This window comes from Nocardia sp. NPDC055165 (genome assembly GCF_053606985.1).
On sequence record NZ_JBSGSS010000002.1, the window covers coordinates 122,456 to 138,865 of the forward strand.

The following is a 16,410-nucleotide window of genomic DNA, read 5'->3' on the forward strand; positions in this document are numbered from 1 at the left end:
AAGATCCCTGATGAGCTACGGCCCCTTCGACCGCACCTACACCGCCGCGGAAGACCGCTACGAGAAGGTCCCGTACCGGCGAACCGGTACCTCCGGCCTCGACCTGCCCGCCTTCTCCTTCGGGCTGTGGCAGAAGTTCGGCACCGACTACGCCTTCGCCACCCAGCGCGAGATCATCCTGCATGCCTTCGATCTGGGCATCACCCACTTCGACAACGCCGACCGCTACGGTCCCCCGCACCGCGCCGCGCAGAAGAACTTCGGCCGGGTGCTCGCCAAGGACCTCGCGCCGTACCGCGACGAGATCGTGCTGTCCACCAAGGCGGGCAACGCGATCGGGCCGAGCCCGTACCTGCGCGGCGGCTCGCGCAAGTCGATCCTGAACTCCCTCGAGCACAGCCTGCGCGATCTCGGCACCGACTACGTCGACATCTTCTACCACCACAGCCCCGACCTCGACACTCCGCTCGAGGAGACCGTGGGCGCACTGGTCAGCGCGGTACAGCAGGGCAAGGCGCTCTACGTCGGCATCTCCAACTACCTGCCCGACCGTACCCACGAAATCGCCGAGCAGCTGCGCGCCGCCGGTGTCCCGCTGCTGATCCACCAGGCCCGCTACTCGATCTACGATCGCCGCCCCGAGCAGAACGGTCTGCTCGACACCGCGACCCAGGACGGGTTCGGCGTGATCGTCTACTCGCCGCTGGCCCAGGGTCTGCTCACCGACAAGTACCTCGAGACCATCCCCGAGGGTGCTCGCGCGCAGAACAGCACGTTCCTGTCCCCCGATGTCATCGACGAGACCTACCGGCAGCGCACCGCCGAGCTGAACAAGATCGCCGCCGCGCGCGGGCAGTCGCTGGCCCAGCTGGCCCTGCAGTGGGTGCTGCGCCGTCCCGAAGTCACCTCGGCACTGATCGGGGCGAGTTCGGTGGCCCAGCTCGACCACAACACCGCCGCACTGGACTTCCCCGACTTCACCGCCGAGGAACTCGCCCTCATCGAGGAGCACGGTGTCCACGGCACCGGCCTGAAGCTCTGATTCCTACCCGAACACGACGCCGATGACGTGGCCGAGAACCGCTCACGTCATCGGCGTCTCCTGTCTCACCGACCGCACCAGAAGGCACCGACCATGTCCGGATTCCACTTGAACCTGTCCCTGATGACACCGGGACACTTCCGCCAGGCTTGGCGACTCGATCATGCCGACCCGCTCGCCTACCTCGACATCGACTACTTCCAGCGTCTGGCGAAGATCGCCGAGGCCGCCAAGATCGACGCGGTCTTCCTCGGTGACGGTCCTGCCCTGCGCGGGGAGATCGAGGAGGCGCCCGGCACCGGGATCGATCCGCTCGTCCTGCTCGGCAGCGTCGCGGCGGTGACCGAGCATCTCGGTGTCGTGATCACCTCGTCGACCACCTACAACTCCCCCTACAACCTCGCGCGGCGGTTCCAGGCGCTCGATCACGTGACGAAGGGGCGGGCGGCGGTCAATATCGTGACCACCGGAACACCGGCAGCCGCAGCGAATTTCGGCCTGACCGATCATCCGGAGAAGGAGACCAGGTACCGGCGGGCCTGGGAGTTCCTCGACGTAGTCACCCGACTGTGGGACAGCTGGGAGCCGGACTGGCTGATCGCGGACAAGTCGACCGGTCGCTACGCCGACACCGGCAAGATCCATCGCATCGATCACGAGGGCGAGTTCTTCTCGGTCGCCGGGCCGCTGCCGGTGGCTCCGGGCCCGCAGGGTCGACCGGTGGTCGTGCAGGCCGGCGGGTCCGAGGGCGGGCTCAAGTTGGCGGGTGACTTCGCCGATGTCGTGTTCACCGTCGCCCAGACCAAGGCCAAGGCGGTCGCGTTCCGCAACGACATCCGGCAGCGCGCGGCCGCGGCCGGTCGTCATCGCGACGATGTGAAGATCTCGCTCGGCGTGGTGGTGCTGGTCGCGGCGACTGAGGACGAGGCGCGTCGGCGCGAGCAGGAGCTCTACGATCTGCTGCCGATCGAGCGGCTCACTGCCGCACTGCTGGGTAACCTCGGCCTGCCCGCGGACTCTTTCGGCCCCGATGATCCGATCAGCGTCGACGATCTTCCCGACGCCGTTCCGGCCGGTGCGTTCTCGACGGGGTTCAGCATCTCCACCCGCGCGCTCATCGCGGAGGGACCGCGTACTCCGCGCGAGTTGATCCAGCAGGGCGCCGGCGGCTCCGGCCACCGCCTCCTGGTCGGCTCGGCCGAGCAGGTCGCCGACGATCTCGCGTCCTGGTTCGACGCGGGCACCGCCGACGGCTTCACCATCATGCCCGCCGAGACCGCCGTCGACCTGGAGAATTTCGCGACACTGGTGGTGCCGATCCTTCAGGAGCGTGGGCTGTTCCAAAAGGATTACTCCGCACCGACATTGCGCGCCCGCTTCGGTCTCCCCTTCCCGGGGGACCGCGCGGCGGAGAGCCTGCCCGCGTAATCACCACAGTCCAACGGCCGCCCCACTCACCTTCGAGCGGGGCGGCCGTTTCGCCGCCGGTCCGTTACGGGGTCGCGCCGCAGTTGGGTCCGGTGACCGCGTCCTGAGGCGGAACCGGTGGGTGGTCTACCGGCGGTGTGCGCGACAGGGGAATCAGCGCGATCGCGGCGAGAAGGGCGGCGAGTCCGATGACAACCAGGAATCGCCAGTCACCGAGCCAGGTGGCGGCCAAGGGAGCGCCCGCACGCGACAGCGCGATCGGGACCGTCATCACGGCGAGGATCCCGGCGAACTGGGGGACGCCGAAACTGTCGGCGACGATCGACGGGCGCGCGATCACGCTGGTGCCGTAGCCGGTGCTGAAGGCGACGATGCAGGCCAGCGTGAGCGGCAGTGAGGTGCCTGCCAGCGGTAGCGCCAGCAATCCCGCCCCCTGGAGGGCGAAGGAAACCCCTGTCACGCTGGTCATCCCGAAGCGGCGAGCCAACGGGGCCAGGGCCAGGCGGGCGGCGATCTGGGTGACGCCGACAGCAATCGGGAGGGCGGCGGCGGACACGGGCGAATAGCCGATGTCGCGGAAGTAGGTGACCATCATCAGCAGAAAGGCCGAGGTGGATCCGCTCTGGGCGACGAAAGAGACCACCAGCAACCAGAATTTGCGGTCGCGGAGCGCGTCACCGAGGCGGACGCCGGTGCGTTGCGCGACCCGGCTGGTGTGCGCTGCCCGGCCCGGCACCGCCCACAGGTGCGCGGGCACCACGATCACCGCGAAACCGATCGCCAGCACCACCAGTGTTGTGCGCCAACCGAGTTGCGTTTCGAGCCAGCCCGCGAAGAAGTAGTACAGGCTGGTGGCCAGTCCGACGACCGTGGTCACCGCGACGATCGCCGAATCCCGGTGTTCGGGTTCGGTGGCCACCACGAGAACGGCGAACGCGGCCTCGTAGGTGGAGGTGGCCAGTGCCAACCCGATCAGTGTGAACGCCGCGTACAGCTGGGCCAGGCTCTGCGCCTGCGACCACAGCAGAACCGCGCCGACGCCGAGCGCCGAGCCCGCCGTCATCAACGCCCGCCCACCGTAGCGGTCGAGCAGATTGCCCACCGGCACCGCGGCCAACGCCCCGATCAGCGTGGAAATGGTGGCAGCGGCCGCGATTTCGGTGCGTGAGACCGCCAGGGCCTGCGACATCGGGACCAGCAGCACGGTGAACGCCTGGATCATCGCGCCGTAGCCGACGGTCTGGGTCACCGCGAAGACCGCGATGAGCCGGAACCGTCGACTGCGCACCGGGTCGACGGTCAGGACGGCGGCGGCACTCACTCCCCGAGCAACGGCAGCAGCTGGGAACCCTGACGCTCGATCTCGCGAAGGTACGGGGTGTCGGACAGCACGAAGTGGGTGATGCCGAGATCGCGGTATTTGCGCAGCGACTTGGCGACATCCTCGGCGGAACCGACCAACCAGGTGGTACCCGCGCCGCCCCCACCGTATTTGCCCGGCGCGGTGTAGAGATTGTCGTCGAGCACCTCGCCGCGTGCGGCCAGGTCGAGCAGACGCTGTTGACCGACGGCGGTGCGACGGTGCGGATTCGACCCACCCTGGCTGTTCTTCGCCATCTCCGCGACCTTGGCCTCGGCATCGGCCCACGCCTGCTCGGTGGTGTCGCGGACGAAAGTCGTGATGCGCAAGCCGAATTCGAGCGGCGCGTGCTCCCGGCCCAGTTCGGCGCTCAGCGCGCGCAATCGTTCGATGCGCTCACGTACCCCTTCCAGCGGCTCACCCCAGAACAACTGGACATCTGCCTCGGTCGCGGCGACCCGTTCCGCGGCCTCGGAGGCGCCACCGAAGTACAGGGTCGGATGACGGCGGTCGCCTCGCGGCTCGATGCGGGGCACCACCGTGGAGTCGGTGACCTGGAAGTGCTCGCCGCGGTAGGTGACGTTCTCCTCGGTCCACAGCTTGCGGACGAGCTGGAGGAACTCCTTGGTGCGGGCGTAGCGGTCGGCCTGGTCGCCCTCGCTGTCACCGTAGGCGGCCAGGTCGTCCTTACCGGAGACGATGTTCACCCGCACCCGACCACCGGAGAGGTGATCGAGGGTGGCCGCGGCGGAGGCGAAGTTCGCTGGGCGCCAATAGCCGGGCCGGATCGCGATGAGGGGCTCGAAAAACTCGGTTCTGGCCGCCAGCGCGGCGGCGACGGTGAGGGTGTCGGGGCGGCCCCAGCCGGTGCCGAGCAGCGCGCCCTTCCAACCGTGTGCCTCCAGCGCCTTCGCCTGCGTGGTCAGCGTGTCCAGGCTGTTGTGGTCGGCGGCCACAGGCTCGCCGCGGTGACCCGGCGTGACCTGATTGGGGATGTACCAGAGGAATTCGAGACTCATGTTCGGTGGTTCCGTTCGGTGGTGATCAGCGGGCCAGCGCAGCGAGCTGGGCGCGACGGACATCGGTGGTCTGGCCCTGGACCAGGACGAAGAGGACGGAGCGGGCGTGTAGTTGCGCGGTGTCGTCGCCGCTGAGGCCACGGCCGGATCTGGCGATGAGCAGCGCGCGGCTGATCGCCGAGAGTGCCTCTCCGCTGGCGACTTTGGTGGCCAGGCGCTCATCGAGGCGATGCGGTCCGGTGCCCGCGGCCGTGGCTTCGTCAGCGAGCGCGTACGCGGTGGAACGGATTTCGGCGACGCGTGGGCGCCAGGTCGCCGCGACATCGGCGGCCAGCGGCACCGTGCTGCGCTCCAGCTCGGTCAGGATCGTCTCGGCGAGGCCGAAGTGGTGGGCGCGCGCGTCGCTCGCGGTGCCGGTGTCGTCGATGCGCGCTTGGTCGAGACTCTGTGTGGTGAGAACGTTTTCGTCGGGGACGAAGACTTCGTCCAGGTGCACGCGGGCCGTTCGGCTACCCGCGACCGCACCGAGTGCCAGCGGTCCGGTGCTGCGGGTTCGTGGCCCGACCGGAACGAGCGCGGTGACCACGGTTTCGGTGTCGGGTTCCACGGCGGCCACCGTCAGCGCCGAGTTGAGGCCCCACCCGCTGACCCAGGACAGGGTGCCGTCGAAGGTCCAGCCATCGGCAGCCTTACGTGCCACGACATAGTGATCGGGGAACCGCCGCACATCGCTGACTCCGGCACCGAGCAGCAGCTCACCGCGCAGAATCTGTGCGGCCAGCGCCGATACCGGGGCACCTGCCGCGGCGATGCGCCCGGCCAGCGGCGCGTGCTGTGCCCAGACCAGCCAGGTGTTGAAGCAGGCGCCCGCGATGATCTCGTGCACGCGGCGGTCGGTGTCGCGGTCGATCGCGAGACCACCGAATTCGGTGGGCGCGAGATGATTGAGCAGACCGAGGCCGCCCAGTTCGTCGATCCGATCCGCGAGCACCCCGGTGCGGTCCGTCGACAGTGCGGCGGGTCGCAACACCTGCTCGGCGTAGTCGCGCACTCGGACGAGGAATTCGTCGTTCGCGTTGTCGTGCGCTGCGTTCACGTCGAAAGTATCGACCCGCACAGCGAGCGAAAGCCTGTGTCTACCCCGCTGTGTACCGAGCAGCACCGGCCTCTACCTGCGCGGACAGGAGGCAAGCGGAGATAAATTCCCGCAGAGCGAGAAGTCTGTGCGACGCGTCAGCAAACAAGGATCTGCCGGTGGACACCGCCGCGGGCAACGATGCGGCAGTCCTCCATCCTCGCGCGATCGGTGCGCGGCGATCAGCGATCCGCAGGGCGACAGCCTATTTCCTGTCGATCGGGCTGAATTCAATGGTTGACGTCGCCGCAGCGGACCGGTCGTATTCACCCAGCCGCCCCGCTGACCACCGGTGATCGTTGCCGACATCGCTGCGCCCCGTACTGCGACCGCGCCGCTCGGATCCGGCCGACAACCCGGTGCCCGGCATCGGGCGTTGCACCAGGCACCGTTCACCGAACAGAAATGGCAGACGATGGCACCGAACCCACTGCACCTGGGTGTCGCGCTCGACGGCGCGGGCTGGCACCCGGCCGCCTGGCGAGCACCGAACTCGCGGCCCACCGAATTGTTCAGCGCCCGATACTGGGCCGACCTGGTCGGCACCGCCGAGCGTGGTCTGCTCGACTTCGTCACGATCGAGGACAGCCTGCGTGTGCCCGGTCCGCTGCACACCCGCGACGACGATGCCGTAGACCAGGTCCGCGCCCGGCTCGACGCGCATCTCATCGCCGCGACGCTCGCCCCGATCACCCGCCACCTCGGTCTCATCCCCACGGTGACGACCACCCACACCGAGCCGTTCCACGTCTCCACCGCCATCGCCACCCTCGACTACACCTCCCGCGGCCGCGCGGGCTGGCAGGTCCGAGTCTCGGCAGGCGCCGAGGAAGCCCAGCACTTCGGGCGCCGCGAGGTCACCGACCCCACGCCCGCCGAGTTCGCCGACATCATCGCGACCGGCAAGCTCCCCGAACACGCCGAAGCACTGTTCGAAGAGGCCACCGACGCCGTCGAGGTGGTGCGGCGCCTGTGGGACAGCTGGGAGGACGGCGCCGAGATCCGCGACGTCGCCGCCCGCCGCTTCATCGACCGCGACAAACTGCACTACATCGACTTCGAAGGCCGCTTCTTCAGCGTCCGCGGTCCCGCCATCACCCCGCGCCCACCGCAAGGTCAGCCGGTGGTCACAGCACTCGGCCACGCCACCCGCATCTACGAATTCGCCGCCGCGGCAGCCGATCTCGTCTTCGTCACACCCACACGCGAGCACGGACCGGCCGAGATTCTGCGACAGGTCGCGACCGCCGCCGCGACCAGGGTGGGCGAACCGCTGCGGGTCTACGCCGACCTGGTCGTCTTCCTCGACTCCGACGAGGACACCGGCGCGCAACGCCTGGCCCGGCTCAACGACCAGTCCGGTGCCGAATTCTCCTCCGACGCGGCCATTTTCACCGGTAGCGCCGAGGAACTCGCCGATCTGCTCGCCGACTGGGACGCCCAGGGTGTCGACGGGTTCCGGCTGCGTCCCGGTGTCGCGGTCGATGACCTGGCCGCGATCGCGGGCCGACTCGTGCCCGCCCTGCAGCATCGCGGATTGTTCCGCACCAGCTACCCCGAGGGTTCCCTGCGCGGACTGCTCGGCCTGTCGACCACCGTGCCCAACCGTTACGCCAGAGTGTGAGGTCCCACCGATGAGTACACCCCGCAAGCAGGTCATCCTCGGCGCCTACCTCGGCGGCGTCAACCATCACACCGCCTGGTGGCACCCGCAGGCGGGCAGCCAGATCGATTTCAGCTCCTTCGAACACACCGCGCGCACCGCCGAACGCGGCAAGTTCGACTTCTTCTTCCTCGCCGAAGGTCTCATCCTGCGTGAACGTGCGGGCCAGATCTTCGACCAGGACATCATCGGCCGTCCCGACACCTTCGGCGTGCTGGCCGCCATCGCCTCGGTCACCGAGCACCTCGGCCTCGCGGGCACCATCAACGCCACGTTCAACGAGCCCTACGAACTCGCTCGGCAGTTCGCCACTCTCGATCACCTCTCCGGCGGCCGCGCCGCCTGGAACGTGGTCACGTCCTTCGACGCGTTCACCGGGCAGAACTTCCGGCGTGGCGGCTTCCTCGACCCGGCCGACCGGTACGTGCGGGCCGAGGAGACATTGAATGCTGTTCGAGCCCTGTGGGATTCGTGGAACGTCGACGATATCGTCGCCGACAAGGACAGCGGACGATTCCTGGCCCGGCCCGATGTCGGTGCGTTCGAGTTCCGTGGCCGGCAGTTCGACATCTCCGGCCGGTTCACGGTGCCGCGCAGCCCACAGGGCAGGCCGGTGATCCTGCAAGCCGGCGTCTCACCGCAGGGACGCGATTTCGCCGCGGCCAATGCCGACGCCATCTTCTCCCCCTACGGCAAGCTTCCCGAGGCCGCGGACTTCTATCGCGACATCAAGGCTCGCGCGGTAGCGGCCGGGCGCTCGCCCGACGACATCAAGATCCTGCCGTCGGCGAGTTTCGTCCTCGGCGACACCGAAGCCGAGGCGATCGAGAAGTACCACGCCGTCCGCAACGAACAGGTCACCGGACAGACCGCGCTGATCCTGCTCGAACAGATCTGGAACCGGGACCTGTCCGGCTACGACCCGGAGGGCCCGATCCCCGATATCGAGCCCGATCCCGACGCGGCGCCGTTCATCCAGGGCCGCGCCTTCCTGCACCAGGACCGTTTCGCCACGGTCAAACGGTTGCGCGAGGTCTCCGAGGCCAAGAAGCTGACCCTGCGCGAAACGGTGATCGACCAGTTCGAGCGCGGTCCGATCGTCGGAACACCGGCCCGGGTCGCGGAGAAGATCGACGATTTCGTCAGCAGCGATGGCTCCGATGGTTTCATCCTCGGTTCCCACCTCGTCCCGACCGGCCTGGACGAATTCGTCGACCGCGTGGTCCCGCTGCTCCAAGACCGCGGCGCCCTCCGCACCGAGTACACCGGAACCACCCTGCGAGACAACCTCGGCCTGCCCGACCTCCGATCGGCCACCGTATCCGTCGATGCCTGAGTGATGGTGCTGCTGTGGGTATCTCGTTCCGATGCCCACAGCAGACCGTCCCGCACCCGGCCGGAGAGGACTTCGACACAGGCTCTAGGGTGCCGAGCAGGCAGCAGCGTCCAAAGCGCGCGAACCTTCCTGGTAGCGGTCATCCATCAGGTCCTGGTTGAGGGCGATGGTGACGGCACGGCCTGTGGTGAGGACTACGCCGTCATAGGTCACGGTGCCCGACAGACCGCCGGTATGACCCCAGAGCTCGTTGCCGCACGACATCGTGATTCGCGCCAGGCCGAGACCGTAGGCCCATGTGCTGTCCACTCCGGTAGGCCGGACATTCTTCATCTCCGCCAATTGCGCGGACGGGAGCAGCTTTCCGTCCAACAGGGCGAGGAAGAAGCGGTTCAGGTCCGCGCCGGAGGCGACCATCGCACCGGCCGCGCCGGCCCACGAGACGTTCTGGCTGGTGTAGTCGACTTGTACGCCACCGATCTCGGTGTACCCCTTCGGATGGGGGCCGCGGATGTCGACTTCATCAGGACTCGGGTAGTAGGTGCTGCGCAAGCCGAGGGGCTCGATGATGCGATGGGTGACCTCGGTGCCTACCGGGTTTCCGGTGATCTGCTCGATCACCATCCCGGCGATGGCGTAGTTGGTGTTGGAGTATGCCCATTGCGCACCGGGCTCGAAATCGGCTGGCGCGGTGAGCGCGTTGCGGACCACTTGGGCGATATCCGTTATCCCCCAGCGGACTTGCTCGGTGAGGCCCGCGACCTGGCCAGGCTTGGGCGGCGCCCCGAACTCGGCTGCATACTCGGGCAGTCCACTGGTGTGCTGCAACAGGTTTCGGATCGTGATCCGATTGCCGTCGATACCCGGCCCGTGCACCACGCCCGGCAGATACCGTTCCACCGGCGCATCCAGCTCGACCTTGCCCTCGGCCACCAACTGCAGCATCACGGTGGCGACGAACGGCTTGGTATTGCTGGCAATCCGGAGCCGATCATCGTCGGAAAACGACCTGCCGGTGGCCACGTCGGCCACACCTGCGGTGACTGTCCAGGTATGACTTTTGTCGGTGATCACCGCCTGAGCTCCCGGATAGCCCTGGCGCACCGCGCTGTTCAGCGCGGCGGTGATCTCCGCCCGGCCCGCTTCCGTGGCACCGGGCGAAGTGTCCACGCCGCACGACGTGGCTATCGAGACCGTCATCCCCAGCATCGCAAGTTTCATCCGCATCCCATGAAACTAGGGAGAACGCCCTGCCACGAGAAGCCTGCCGACTCCCCGATACCCGGTAGTGCTGACACTACCGACGACGACTATCGGGTGGCGCGCAGATCTCCGAAGACCCCGACGCAGTTACCGCCGGTCGTATCGGTCACTTGAAGCCGTAGGCGCAGCGGCTTGTCGAATTCGAGATGGACCGGCACCGTAGCACCCAGTTTCACCACCACATCGGTGAGCAGCGCTCCGTCGGCGTAGATCTGGAACTGAACAGCGATGTCGCTGGGCGTCGAATCGTCCTGAATGCCCAGCACTCCGTCGAGCCGGGTGAACTTGCGTCCCAGGTCGTACTCGACGAACGCCAGCTGCTCGCGGTAGGGCTCGAGCAGGACAGAGCGACTGTAGGAGGTCCCCGACACCTGGCTCGGCCCGACATCGAGATCCGAGTACTTTCCTCCGGACAGTGCTTTGAAATCCATCACGTACTGCACCGCATCGGTGCTCACATCCGACAGGGCGCCCGAAGTGGAACTCGAGGTCGTCGTCGAAGTCGAAGTGGCCGTAGCAGATCGAGACGAGGTCGGAGCGGCGGCAACGACACTCGGCTGCGACGTGGTCGTGGAAACAGGCGCCGCTACTTCGCTCGTCGTGGCGGACGAGCGCTGCGTGGCCAGTACCACCACCGCGCCGATCAGCAGGACACACGTGATCCCCAACGCGACGGTGGCGACCAGCCACGGGTTGCGTCGGTCGTCCGCGGGCGACGGCAGGTCCGCGAAGATGGCGTCCAGGTCCGCTTGGGTGACCGCGGAGGTGATCTGTTGAGCCCGCAGATCGAATTCCCGGAGATCGATGCGACCGGCCGCCTGATGCTCGTTGAGAAGCGCCAGAGCGCGATCCTTTTCGACTGTTCCGATCCGTGAAGTCATTTTCTCTTCCGATGTACGGAGTGCGGGAAATCCACACTCAGCCGATAGTTTGCTGAAGTAGTAACTTTGACGAAAAGAATTACCTCGCCGACGCCTGCTCAGCGCTTGCGACCGGGTGGCTCAGTGCAGTGCACCCGGGGCTTTCCCCACGCGTTCTTGGCATCCTGGGATCGCCTCGTGTCGAGCAACGTCAGCCGGACGACACCGGAGATGTCGAGGTCGACCTCGCGGGCGGCGTCCGCCATCGACATCTCGCCCGCGAAGGCCTCTCGATCATCGGTCTGCACAACGAAACGGCCCACACCGTCGGACGACGCGGAATCGGCGTCCTTGCCGATCCAGACCGAGAAGCGATCGCACTTGCCGCCCACCGTCCATATCGCGCGGTTCATCGGGTCCGACGTCGTGGACGGGTAGTACCCGACAATGCTGCTCGGGAAGCTCGCCGAACCGATCCGAACAGGATCGACCGGGTCGAATCCGTTGTTCCAGGTAACGGATCGGTACGAGGTCAGCTCGTACCACCCGGCGGAGGGCGCAACCGTCGGGGACACGACTTTCGACGTGGAAGTGACGGACGTGGTGGGCGCCGGCGCGGCGGTGGGGAGCGCGCGATCGTCCGTCGACGTCGGGTCCGGCGATGCCGAGGTCGCCGAGGTGAGTCGCTCCAGAAACGACAACGCGCCTTCGGCATTCGCGAGAGCTGCGACTGCCAAGGCCGACACCGTCGTGGCGGCCAGCCATCGCGATCGCCTCGCTTTGATGAAACTCACGACATGCTCCAGTCCAGATTCATGACAGTGGTGGCGCTGTTCGCGGCAGCGTTGCCGACAGCACACTCACCCGGGTAGATAAATACGTCACTATTTGTTCTGCCGCAACCTGATCGGCGAAATCGGACCGCCCGAATCGATACCGTTCGGAATTGAATTCCGGTCGGTCGGGTCAATCCACCGCGCGAACCAGCTTCTGTTGTTCGGTTTTGAGTTGTCCGTAGGTGTCGCGCACATAGCGCACGTAGGTCGCACCCGGGTGCGGCACCAGGGACCGAACGTGCACGCCGTCGGATTCGGCGGCCAGTTGCACTTCGACGGACGCGACATGCGAACAGAACGTCAGCAGCGGTTCCGGAACTTGGTAATCCGGTACGAGATCGGCGTGTTCGATGATCAGATCACGCATTGCCCGGTTCACCGGCATCAACGCGTGGTCGCGCCACCGACGCCAGTTGTCGGTGGCGAGGTCGGGACGGCGGTGGGACGCGGCGGGCAACTGCGATTCACGCAGCTTCTCCCAGATGCGCTCGTTGATGTCGACCATGACGTGCAGCGGACCGTACAGCTCACGAATCTGCCTGCTGATCCTGAGCAATCGCGCCTGTCGGCGTTCCTGCGCGAGCTGGCCGCGCTGGTTGAGGAGGTAGGCGAGTCCGGCGACCGCGACGGTCGTCACGGCCGTGATGAGAGTGGCGACCATGTTCACGGATTTCACCGTAGTGACGACGAGGCCGAAGCGGGATAGTGCTGCTGTTCAGGCGATTACAGAGTTTTCCAGCCGACTTTCGGCAGGAGTCGCCCCCGCTGAACGAGACTCGAGCTTCTCGGCCCGGGCCGCGATCTCCGCGACCCGAGCAGTGTCACGAACCTGGGTGCACAGATCGATCGCGATGCGCCAGTGCTGTCGCGCAACCGCCGGTTCACCCCGGGCGCCCGCGACCTTCCCGAGCCCGTCGTGGCCACGAGCCTGCTCGACGGCACTGCCCGCCATGCGCCCGAGCGCGACAGCGCGGTCGAAGGCCTCCCACGCGTCCCCGAGATCGTCCAGCGCCAGATAGGCGTCGCCGAGCACATTCGAGGTCATGGCCTCGTCGACGAACAGGTTGAACGTCCGGAACATCTCCGACGCGTTCAGCAGCCTCGGCACGGCGTCGAGAAATCGGCCGAGGTTCACCTCTATGAGGGCGGTATCACGCAACAGGATGGCCCTGTTGCGCGGAGTGCCGTGCACGTCGACGAACGCGAGTGCGCGGAGGCTGAGCTCCAGCGCCTCCGCGAAATCCCGCCTGCGCACGTGCACCCATGCCTGGTGGGCCACAGCGGTGTGTTCGCCGTGCCGATCACCGAGACGCACGAACAGCAGCCGGGCTCGCTCGTACAGCGCCGCAGCGGCCACGTCGTCACCGGCGGTCATCGCGGCGAGACCGAGATTGTTGCAGGTCACAGCTTCCGCGTAGTGATTGCCGGCCCGGACCGCAGCGGCTACGGCCAGCCGATGGGTCTCGGTCCACAGCTCGATGTCCTTGGTGATGAACGCGAACCCACGCACCGCGAAGGCGAGCTGCCAGCACTGCTCGTCGAGCCCGTGCCGGGTCGCGGCACGTGCCACGGCGGCCACGTTGTCGCGTTCGGCGGTCATCGCCTGCATGGCCTCGGGGTAGGTCGACACCGTCGCGTCGACGCAGGGCGAGCTGGGCGCCATCTGCGCGCGGTGCCGAGACGGGGTCAGGATCCGGTCCATGCCATCGGCGAACACGGTGTACCGGTCGACGAGGCGGGTGACGGCTGCCCGCGTGGTGACATCGTCGAAGTACGCGGCGGCGCGACGACGCGCGAAGTCGCGCAACAGATCGTGGAATCGGTATCGCCCGCGCGCGTCGGGTTCGAGCAGACTCACCTCGACCAGCAGGCGCAGGTGCCGCCACATCGCCGAGGGCTCGACGCCCATCAGCGCCGCGCCGCTCCCGAGATCGAAACTCGTTCCCGGGTGCAGGCCGAGCACCGTGAACGCGCGCGCCGAATCCGCTGGCAGGCGAGCCACGGAGTACTCGAACAAAGTCTCGACATCGCGATCGCCGTCGTGCAGCATCTCCAGTTCGACCCGGGGCTCGGCGCCCCCTTCCGCGGATGTCGGCCACATCTCGCTGCGCAAGATCGCCGCGGCGATCCGCACAGCCACCGGCAGGCCGTGGCACTGCCGTGCGATCGTGGCGCTCTGCTGAGGAGTCGGTGTGCGCTCAGCGGGCAGCCCGCCCGTGAGGCGATCGAGCAGCGCTACCGAATCCGCGTCCGCCAGCCGTCCGATCGGCACTCGGTCCACCTCGTCGAGTCCGTTGAGCGTGCCGCGGCTGGTGACCAGGATCGCGGAGGCGCCCGCTCCCGGCAGCAGCGGCGCTACATGGGCCGCGTCCAAGACATTGTCGAGCAGGACGAGATACTGCCCCGCGGCGAGCATCTCCCGCAGCAGCGAGATCCGCGAATCCGGTTGAGCGGGAACCGATTCAGGAGCGAGACCCAGCTGGCGCAGCAGCGCTCCCGCGGCCACTTCCGCTGCCACGACCGGCCCTGCGGCGTAACCGTGCAGGTCGAGAAACAGGCAGCCGTCGGGGAATCGGGGCAGCAAACGTCGGGCTGCGCGAACCGCGAGGGCGGTCTTGCCCACACCTGCGAGACCCGACAGCACACAGACCGCGCTACCGGCACCCGCTATCGCGATCACCTGGTCGAGTTCGCGTTCGCGACCGTGCAGAACCGCGATGTCGCGTGGCAGGTGGGTGTGCTGGTTCACTACCCGTGCCGAGGGCTCGGGCTCGGGCTCGCGACCGTCATCGGCGGCTCTCGTGATATCGCCGGACTCGCCGCGCCGCTCGATCTCGAGCGTGTCGCGCAGATCGGTCAGCCGCTTGGCATCGGCCCCCGAGATGTGCAGCGCCGCCAGCAGTATGTCGAGACGCCCAGTGCTCGGTAGCGTGTTTCCCTTCAGGTAGGCGTACACACTGCTCGTAGAAACGTTGAGCTGCTTGGCTATTCGCGAGCATTCCACTCGACCGTGCGTCTTCTCGGCTCGCAGTGCGGCGGCTTTCAGCTCACCGGCGAATCGTTCCATCTCCGGCGTTCTCTCCCTGCCGCCCATCGTCAGCCTCCTGCTCGGACCGCACAGCACCGCTCAGGGTTTTCGAGAGCTTTCCAGAACCCCAGGCGCCTCGCACCTCGATCGTGCTGGCATGACGGCTCAGTCTACCGAAGGAGACGACCGTGTCCGATGCGATGAGTCGACCGAAATCCCTGGAACACATCCCCTTCGACGACACCACGGCGGGGGCGAGTGCCACTCCGTCCCATCCGTACGGTCTGGTGCTGGACACCGACGGGCGAATTCTGCTAGTGGACAGAACAGAAGAACTCCTCGACCGCCAGTTCTCGCAGGTCACCACCGAGACGTTCGACGCGGCGACCGCGATGGCGCGACATCGACTACCCGTGGACCGCAACAGGTCCCGGCGCGATGTCCACCGGGGCGCGTGAGCGGGGTGTTTCGCCACGTCTCGCTCGTCGACTCCGTCCTCACCTCGATCGACCGGCACGTCGCCGCCCACCCGCCGGAACGGGGAGGCGGACTGCTCGGCCCGTTGGGGCTGCCCCTGATCACGGCGTTCCTTCCGGACCCGGACGCGATCTCGACCGCGACGACCTTCCGCATCTCGCCCGCGTTCCGGCGGGCACTCACCCGAATAGAAAAGACCGAGCCCGACCTCGAACTCAAGGGAATCGTGCACTCGCACGCCAAAGGCGCGGAGCATCCCTCGGTCGACGACCTGGCGGCCTTCACCGATTGCCTCCGCCTGACCCCCTGGCTCGGAAGGTACGTCACTCCGATTGTCACGCACCAGAATCAGCGCACGAGCGACCACCAGGTGCTGCTGCCCAACGGCCTCCTGTCGGTCTTCGTCTCGGTGCCGACCCCGCTGGGGACGGTCGAAGTCCGTCCCGCCCGAGTTCAGATCCTGCCGGTCGGTCGCGACTGCACCAGTCTCGCGACAGCACTCGGCACCTCGGCCTCCACACCGAGGACTGTCGATGTCGAGGGAGTCGTCCATGTCACGGTGGTGATGCGCACGGCGGGACTGGAGTTGACGCTGCTGTTCCCGCTGCTGTATCCGACACAGGCGCCGATTGTGCTAGCCGAGCGCACCGACGAATTCGACAGTGGTAGATCGACATTGCTGGATCGCTTCGGTATCGACCACCGACACCACCGCATACTCCCGCTGCCCCTCACCTGGGACCTGACCGTTCCGGCGGAATCCCGGTTGGCGCGGGCGCTACACGCCGCGCCGGATCCGGTGTGGTGAATTCCTGTCGCGATGCGGCCCGGAACACGGTCCCGGTCGCCTACCATTCTGGGCCGTCACCGGTTTCGGACGGGTGGAGATCGTGGTGTCTGTGAATCGTATTCCGCTCGGGCAGAACGTATTCGGGACGTCTATCAGAAGGGAAGAAATGAAGA

14 protein-coding genes are annotated in these 16,410 nt (G+C 67.1%); 6 read left to right on the forward strand and 8 right to left on the reverse strand.

The genetic code is table 11. The features are described 5' to 3' along the window. The first annotated feature begins 10 nt into the window (after positions 1–10). Positions 11–1,042: an aldo/keto reductase gene (locus tag ACWFRF_RS04560; RefSeq protein ID WP_449961547.1), complete on the forward strand. Its 1,032-nt coding sequence runs from the start codon at positions 11–13 to the stop codon at positions 1,040–1,042. A gap of 93 nt (positions 1,043–1,135) precedes the next feature. Continuing rightward, positions 1,136–2,470 (forward strand): NtaA/DmoA family FMN-dependent monooxygenase, encoded by a 1,335-nt coding sequence (locus ACWFRF_RS04565; RefSeq protein WP_452448926.1) that lies wholly within the window; start codon positions 1,136–1,138, stop codon positions 2,468–2,470. Positions 2,471–2,534: 64 nt separating this feature from the next. Here the strand turns inward: ACWFRF_RS04565 and ACWFRF_RS04570 are convergent, their stop codons facing one another. Genes ACWFRF_RS04570 through ACWFRF_RS04580 form a run of 3 tightly spaced genes read right to left on the reverse strand, consistent with a single transcriptional unit; the run spans position 2,535 to position 5,945 of the window. Further along, entirely contained in the window at positions 2,535–3,791 is a 1,257-nt protein-coding gene (locus tag ACWFRF_RS04570) for an MFS transporter (RefSeq protein WP_379314677.1), read from the reverse strand. Next, a complete protein-coding gene (locus tag ACWFRF_RS04575; protein WP_452448927.1) occupies positions 3,788–4,849 on the reverse strand; it encodes an LLM class flavin-dependent oxidoreductase in 1,062 nt (353 codons plus the stop codon). The genes ACWFRF_RS04570 and ACWFRF_RS04575 overlap by 4 nt, the downstream gene beginning before the upstream one ends. A 25-nt stretch (positions 4,850–4,874) precedes the next feature. After that, on the reverse strand, positions 4,875–5,945 hold the full coding sequence (locus ACWFRF_RS04580; RefSeq protein WP_452448928.1) for an acyl-CoA dehydrogenase family protein: 1,071 nt from the start codon (positions 5,943–5,945) through the stop codon (positions 4,875–4,877). Positions 5,946–6,399: 454 nt separating this feature from the next. On the opposite strand from ACWFRF_RS04580, the gene ACWFRF_RS04585 reads away from it, so the two are divergent. Together ACWFRF_RS04585 and ACWFRF_RS04590 are read left to right on the forward strand one after the other, a co-directional pair. Continuing rightward, complete coding sequence (locus ACWFRF_RS04585; RefSeq protein ID WP_378990332.1) at positions 6,400–7,608, forward strand: LLM class flavin-dependent oxidoreductase; 1,209 nt, start codon at positions 6,400–6,402, stop codon at positions 7,606–7,608. Between the two features lie 10 nt (positions 7,609–7,618). After that, positions 7,619–8,983, forward strand: a complete 1,365-nt coding sequence (locus ACWFRF_RS04590) for an NtaA/DmoA family FMN-dependent monooxygenase (RefSeq protein WP_452448929.1) — start codon at positions 7,619–7,621, stop codon at positions 8,981–8,983. An 84-nt stretch (positions 8,984–9,067) separates the two neighbouring features. Here the strand turns inward: ACWFRF_RS04590 and ACWFRF_RS04595 are convergent, their stop codons facing one another. The 5 genes from ACWFRF_RS04595 to ACWFRF_RS04615 all read right to left on the reverse strand — a co-directional run bounded on the left by ACWFRF_RS04595 (position 9,068) and on the right by ACWFRF_RS04615 (position 15,036). Continuing rightward, a complete protein-coding gene (locus ACWFRF_RS04595; RefSeq protein ID WP_452448930.1) occupies positions 9,068–10,210 on the reverse strand; it encodes a serine hydrolase domain-containing protein in 1,143 nt (380 codons plus the stop codon). An 83-nt stretch (positions 10,211–10,293) separates the two neighbouring features. Further along, positions 10,294–11,127, reverse strand: coding sequence for a DUF1707 domain-containing protein (locus ACWFRF_RS04600; RefSeq protein ID WP_452448931.1), 834 nt, complete (start codon positions 11,125–11,127; stop codon positions 10,294–10,296). Positions 11,128–11,225: 98 nt separating this feature from the next. Continuing rightward, complete coding sequence (locus tag ACWFRF_RS04605; protein ID WP_452448932.1) at positions 11,226–11,900, reverse strand: NPCBM/NEW2 domain-containing protein; 675 nt, start codon at positions 11,898–11,900, stop codon at positions 11,226–11,228. A 172-nt stretch (positions 11,901–12,072) separates the two neighbouring features. Continuing rightward, on the reverse strand, positions 12,073–12,609 hold the full coding sequence (locus ACWFRF_RS04610) for a hypothetical protein (protein ID WP_378990338.1): 537 nt from the start codon (positions 12,607–12,609) through the stop codon (positions 12,073–12,075). A gap of 48 nt (positions 12,610–12,657) precedes the next feature. Next, complete coding sequence (locus ACWFRF_RS04615) at positions 12,658–15,036, reverse strand: NB-ARC domain-containing protein (protein ID WP_452448933.1); 2,379 nt, start codon at positions 15,034–15,036, stop codon at positions 12,658–12,660. Positions 15,037–15,158: 122 nt separating this feature from the next. Here ACWFRF_RS04615 and ACWFRF_RS04620 point away from each other — a divergent pair, with 122 nt between their 5' ends. Together ACWFRF_RS04620 and ACWFRF_RS04625 are read left to right on the forward strand one after the other, a co-directional pair. Continuing rightward, entirely contained in the window at positions 15,159–15,428 is a 270-nt protein-coding gene (locus ACWFRF_RS04620) for a hypothetical protein (RefSeq protein ID WP_452448934.1), read from the forward strand. Further along, a complete protein-coding gene (locus ACWFRF_RS04625; protein ID WP_452448935.1) occupies positions 15,425–16,255 on the forward strand; it encodes a Mov34/MPN/PAD-1 family protein in 831 nt (276 codons plus the stop codon). The genes ACWFRF_RS04620 and ACWFRF_RS04625 overlap by 4 nt, the downstream gene beginning before the upstream one ends. The last annotated feature ends 155 nt before the right edge of the window (positions 16,256–16,410 follow it).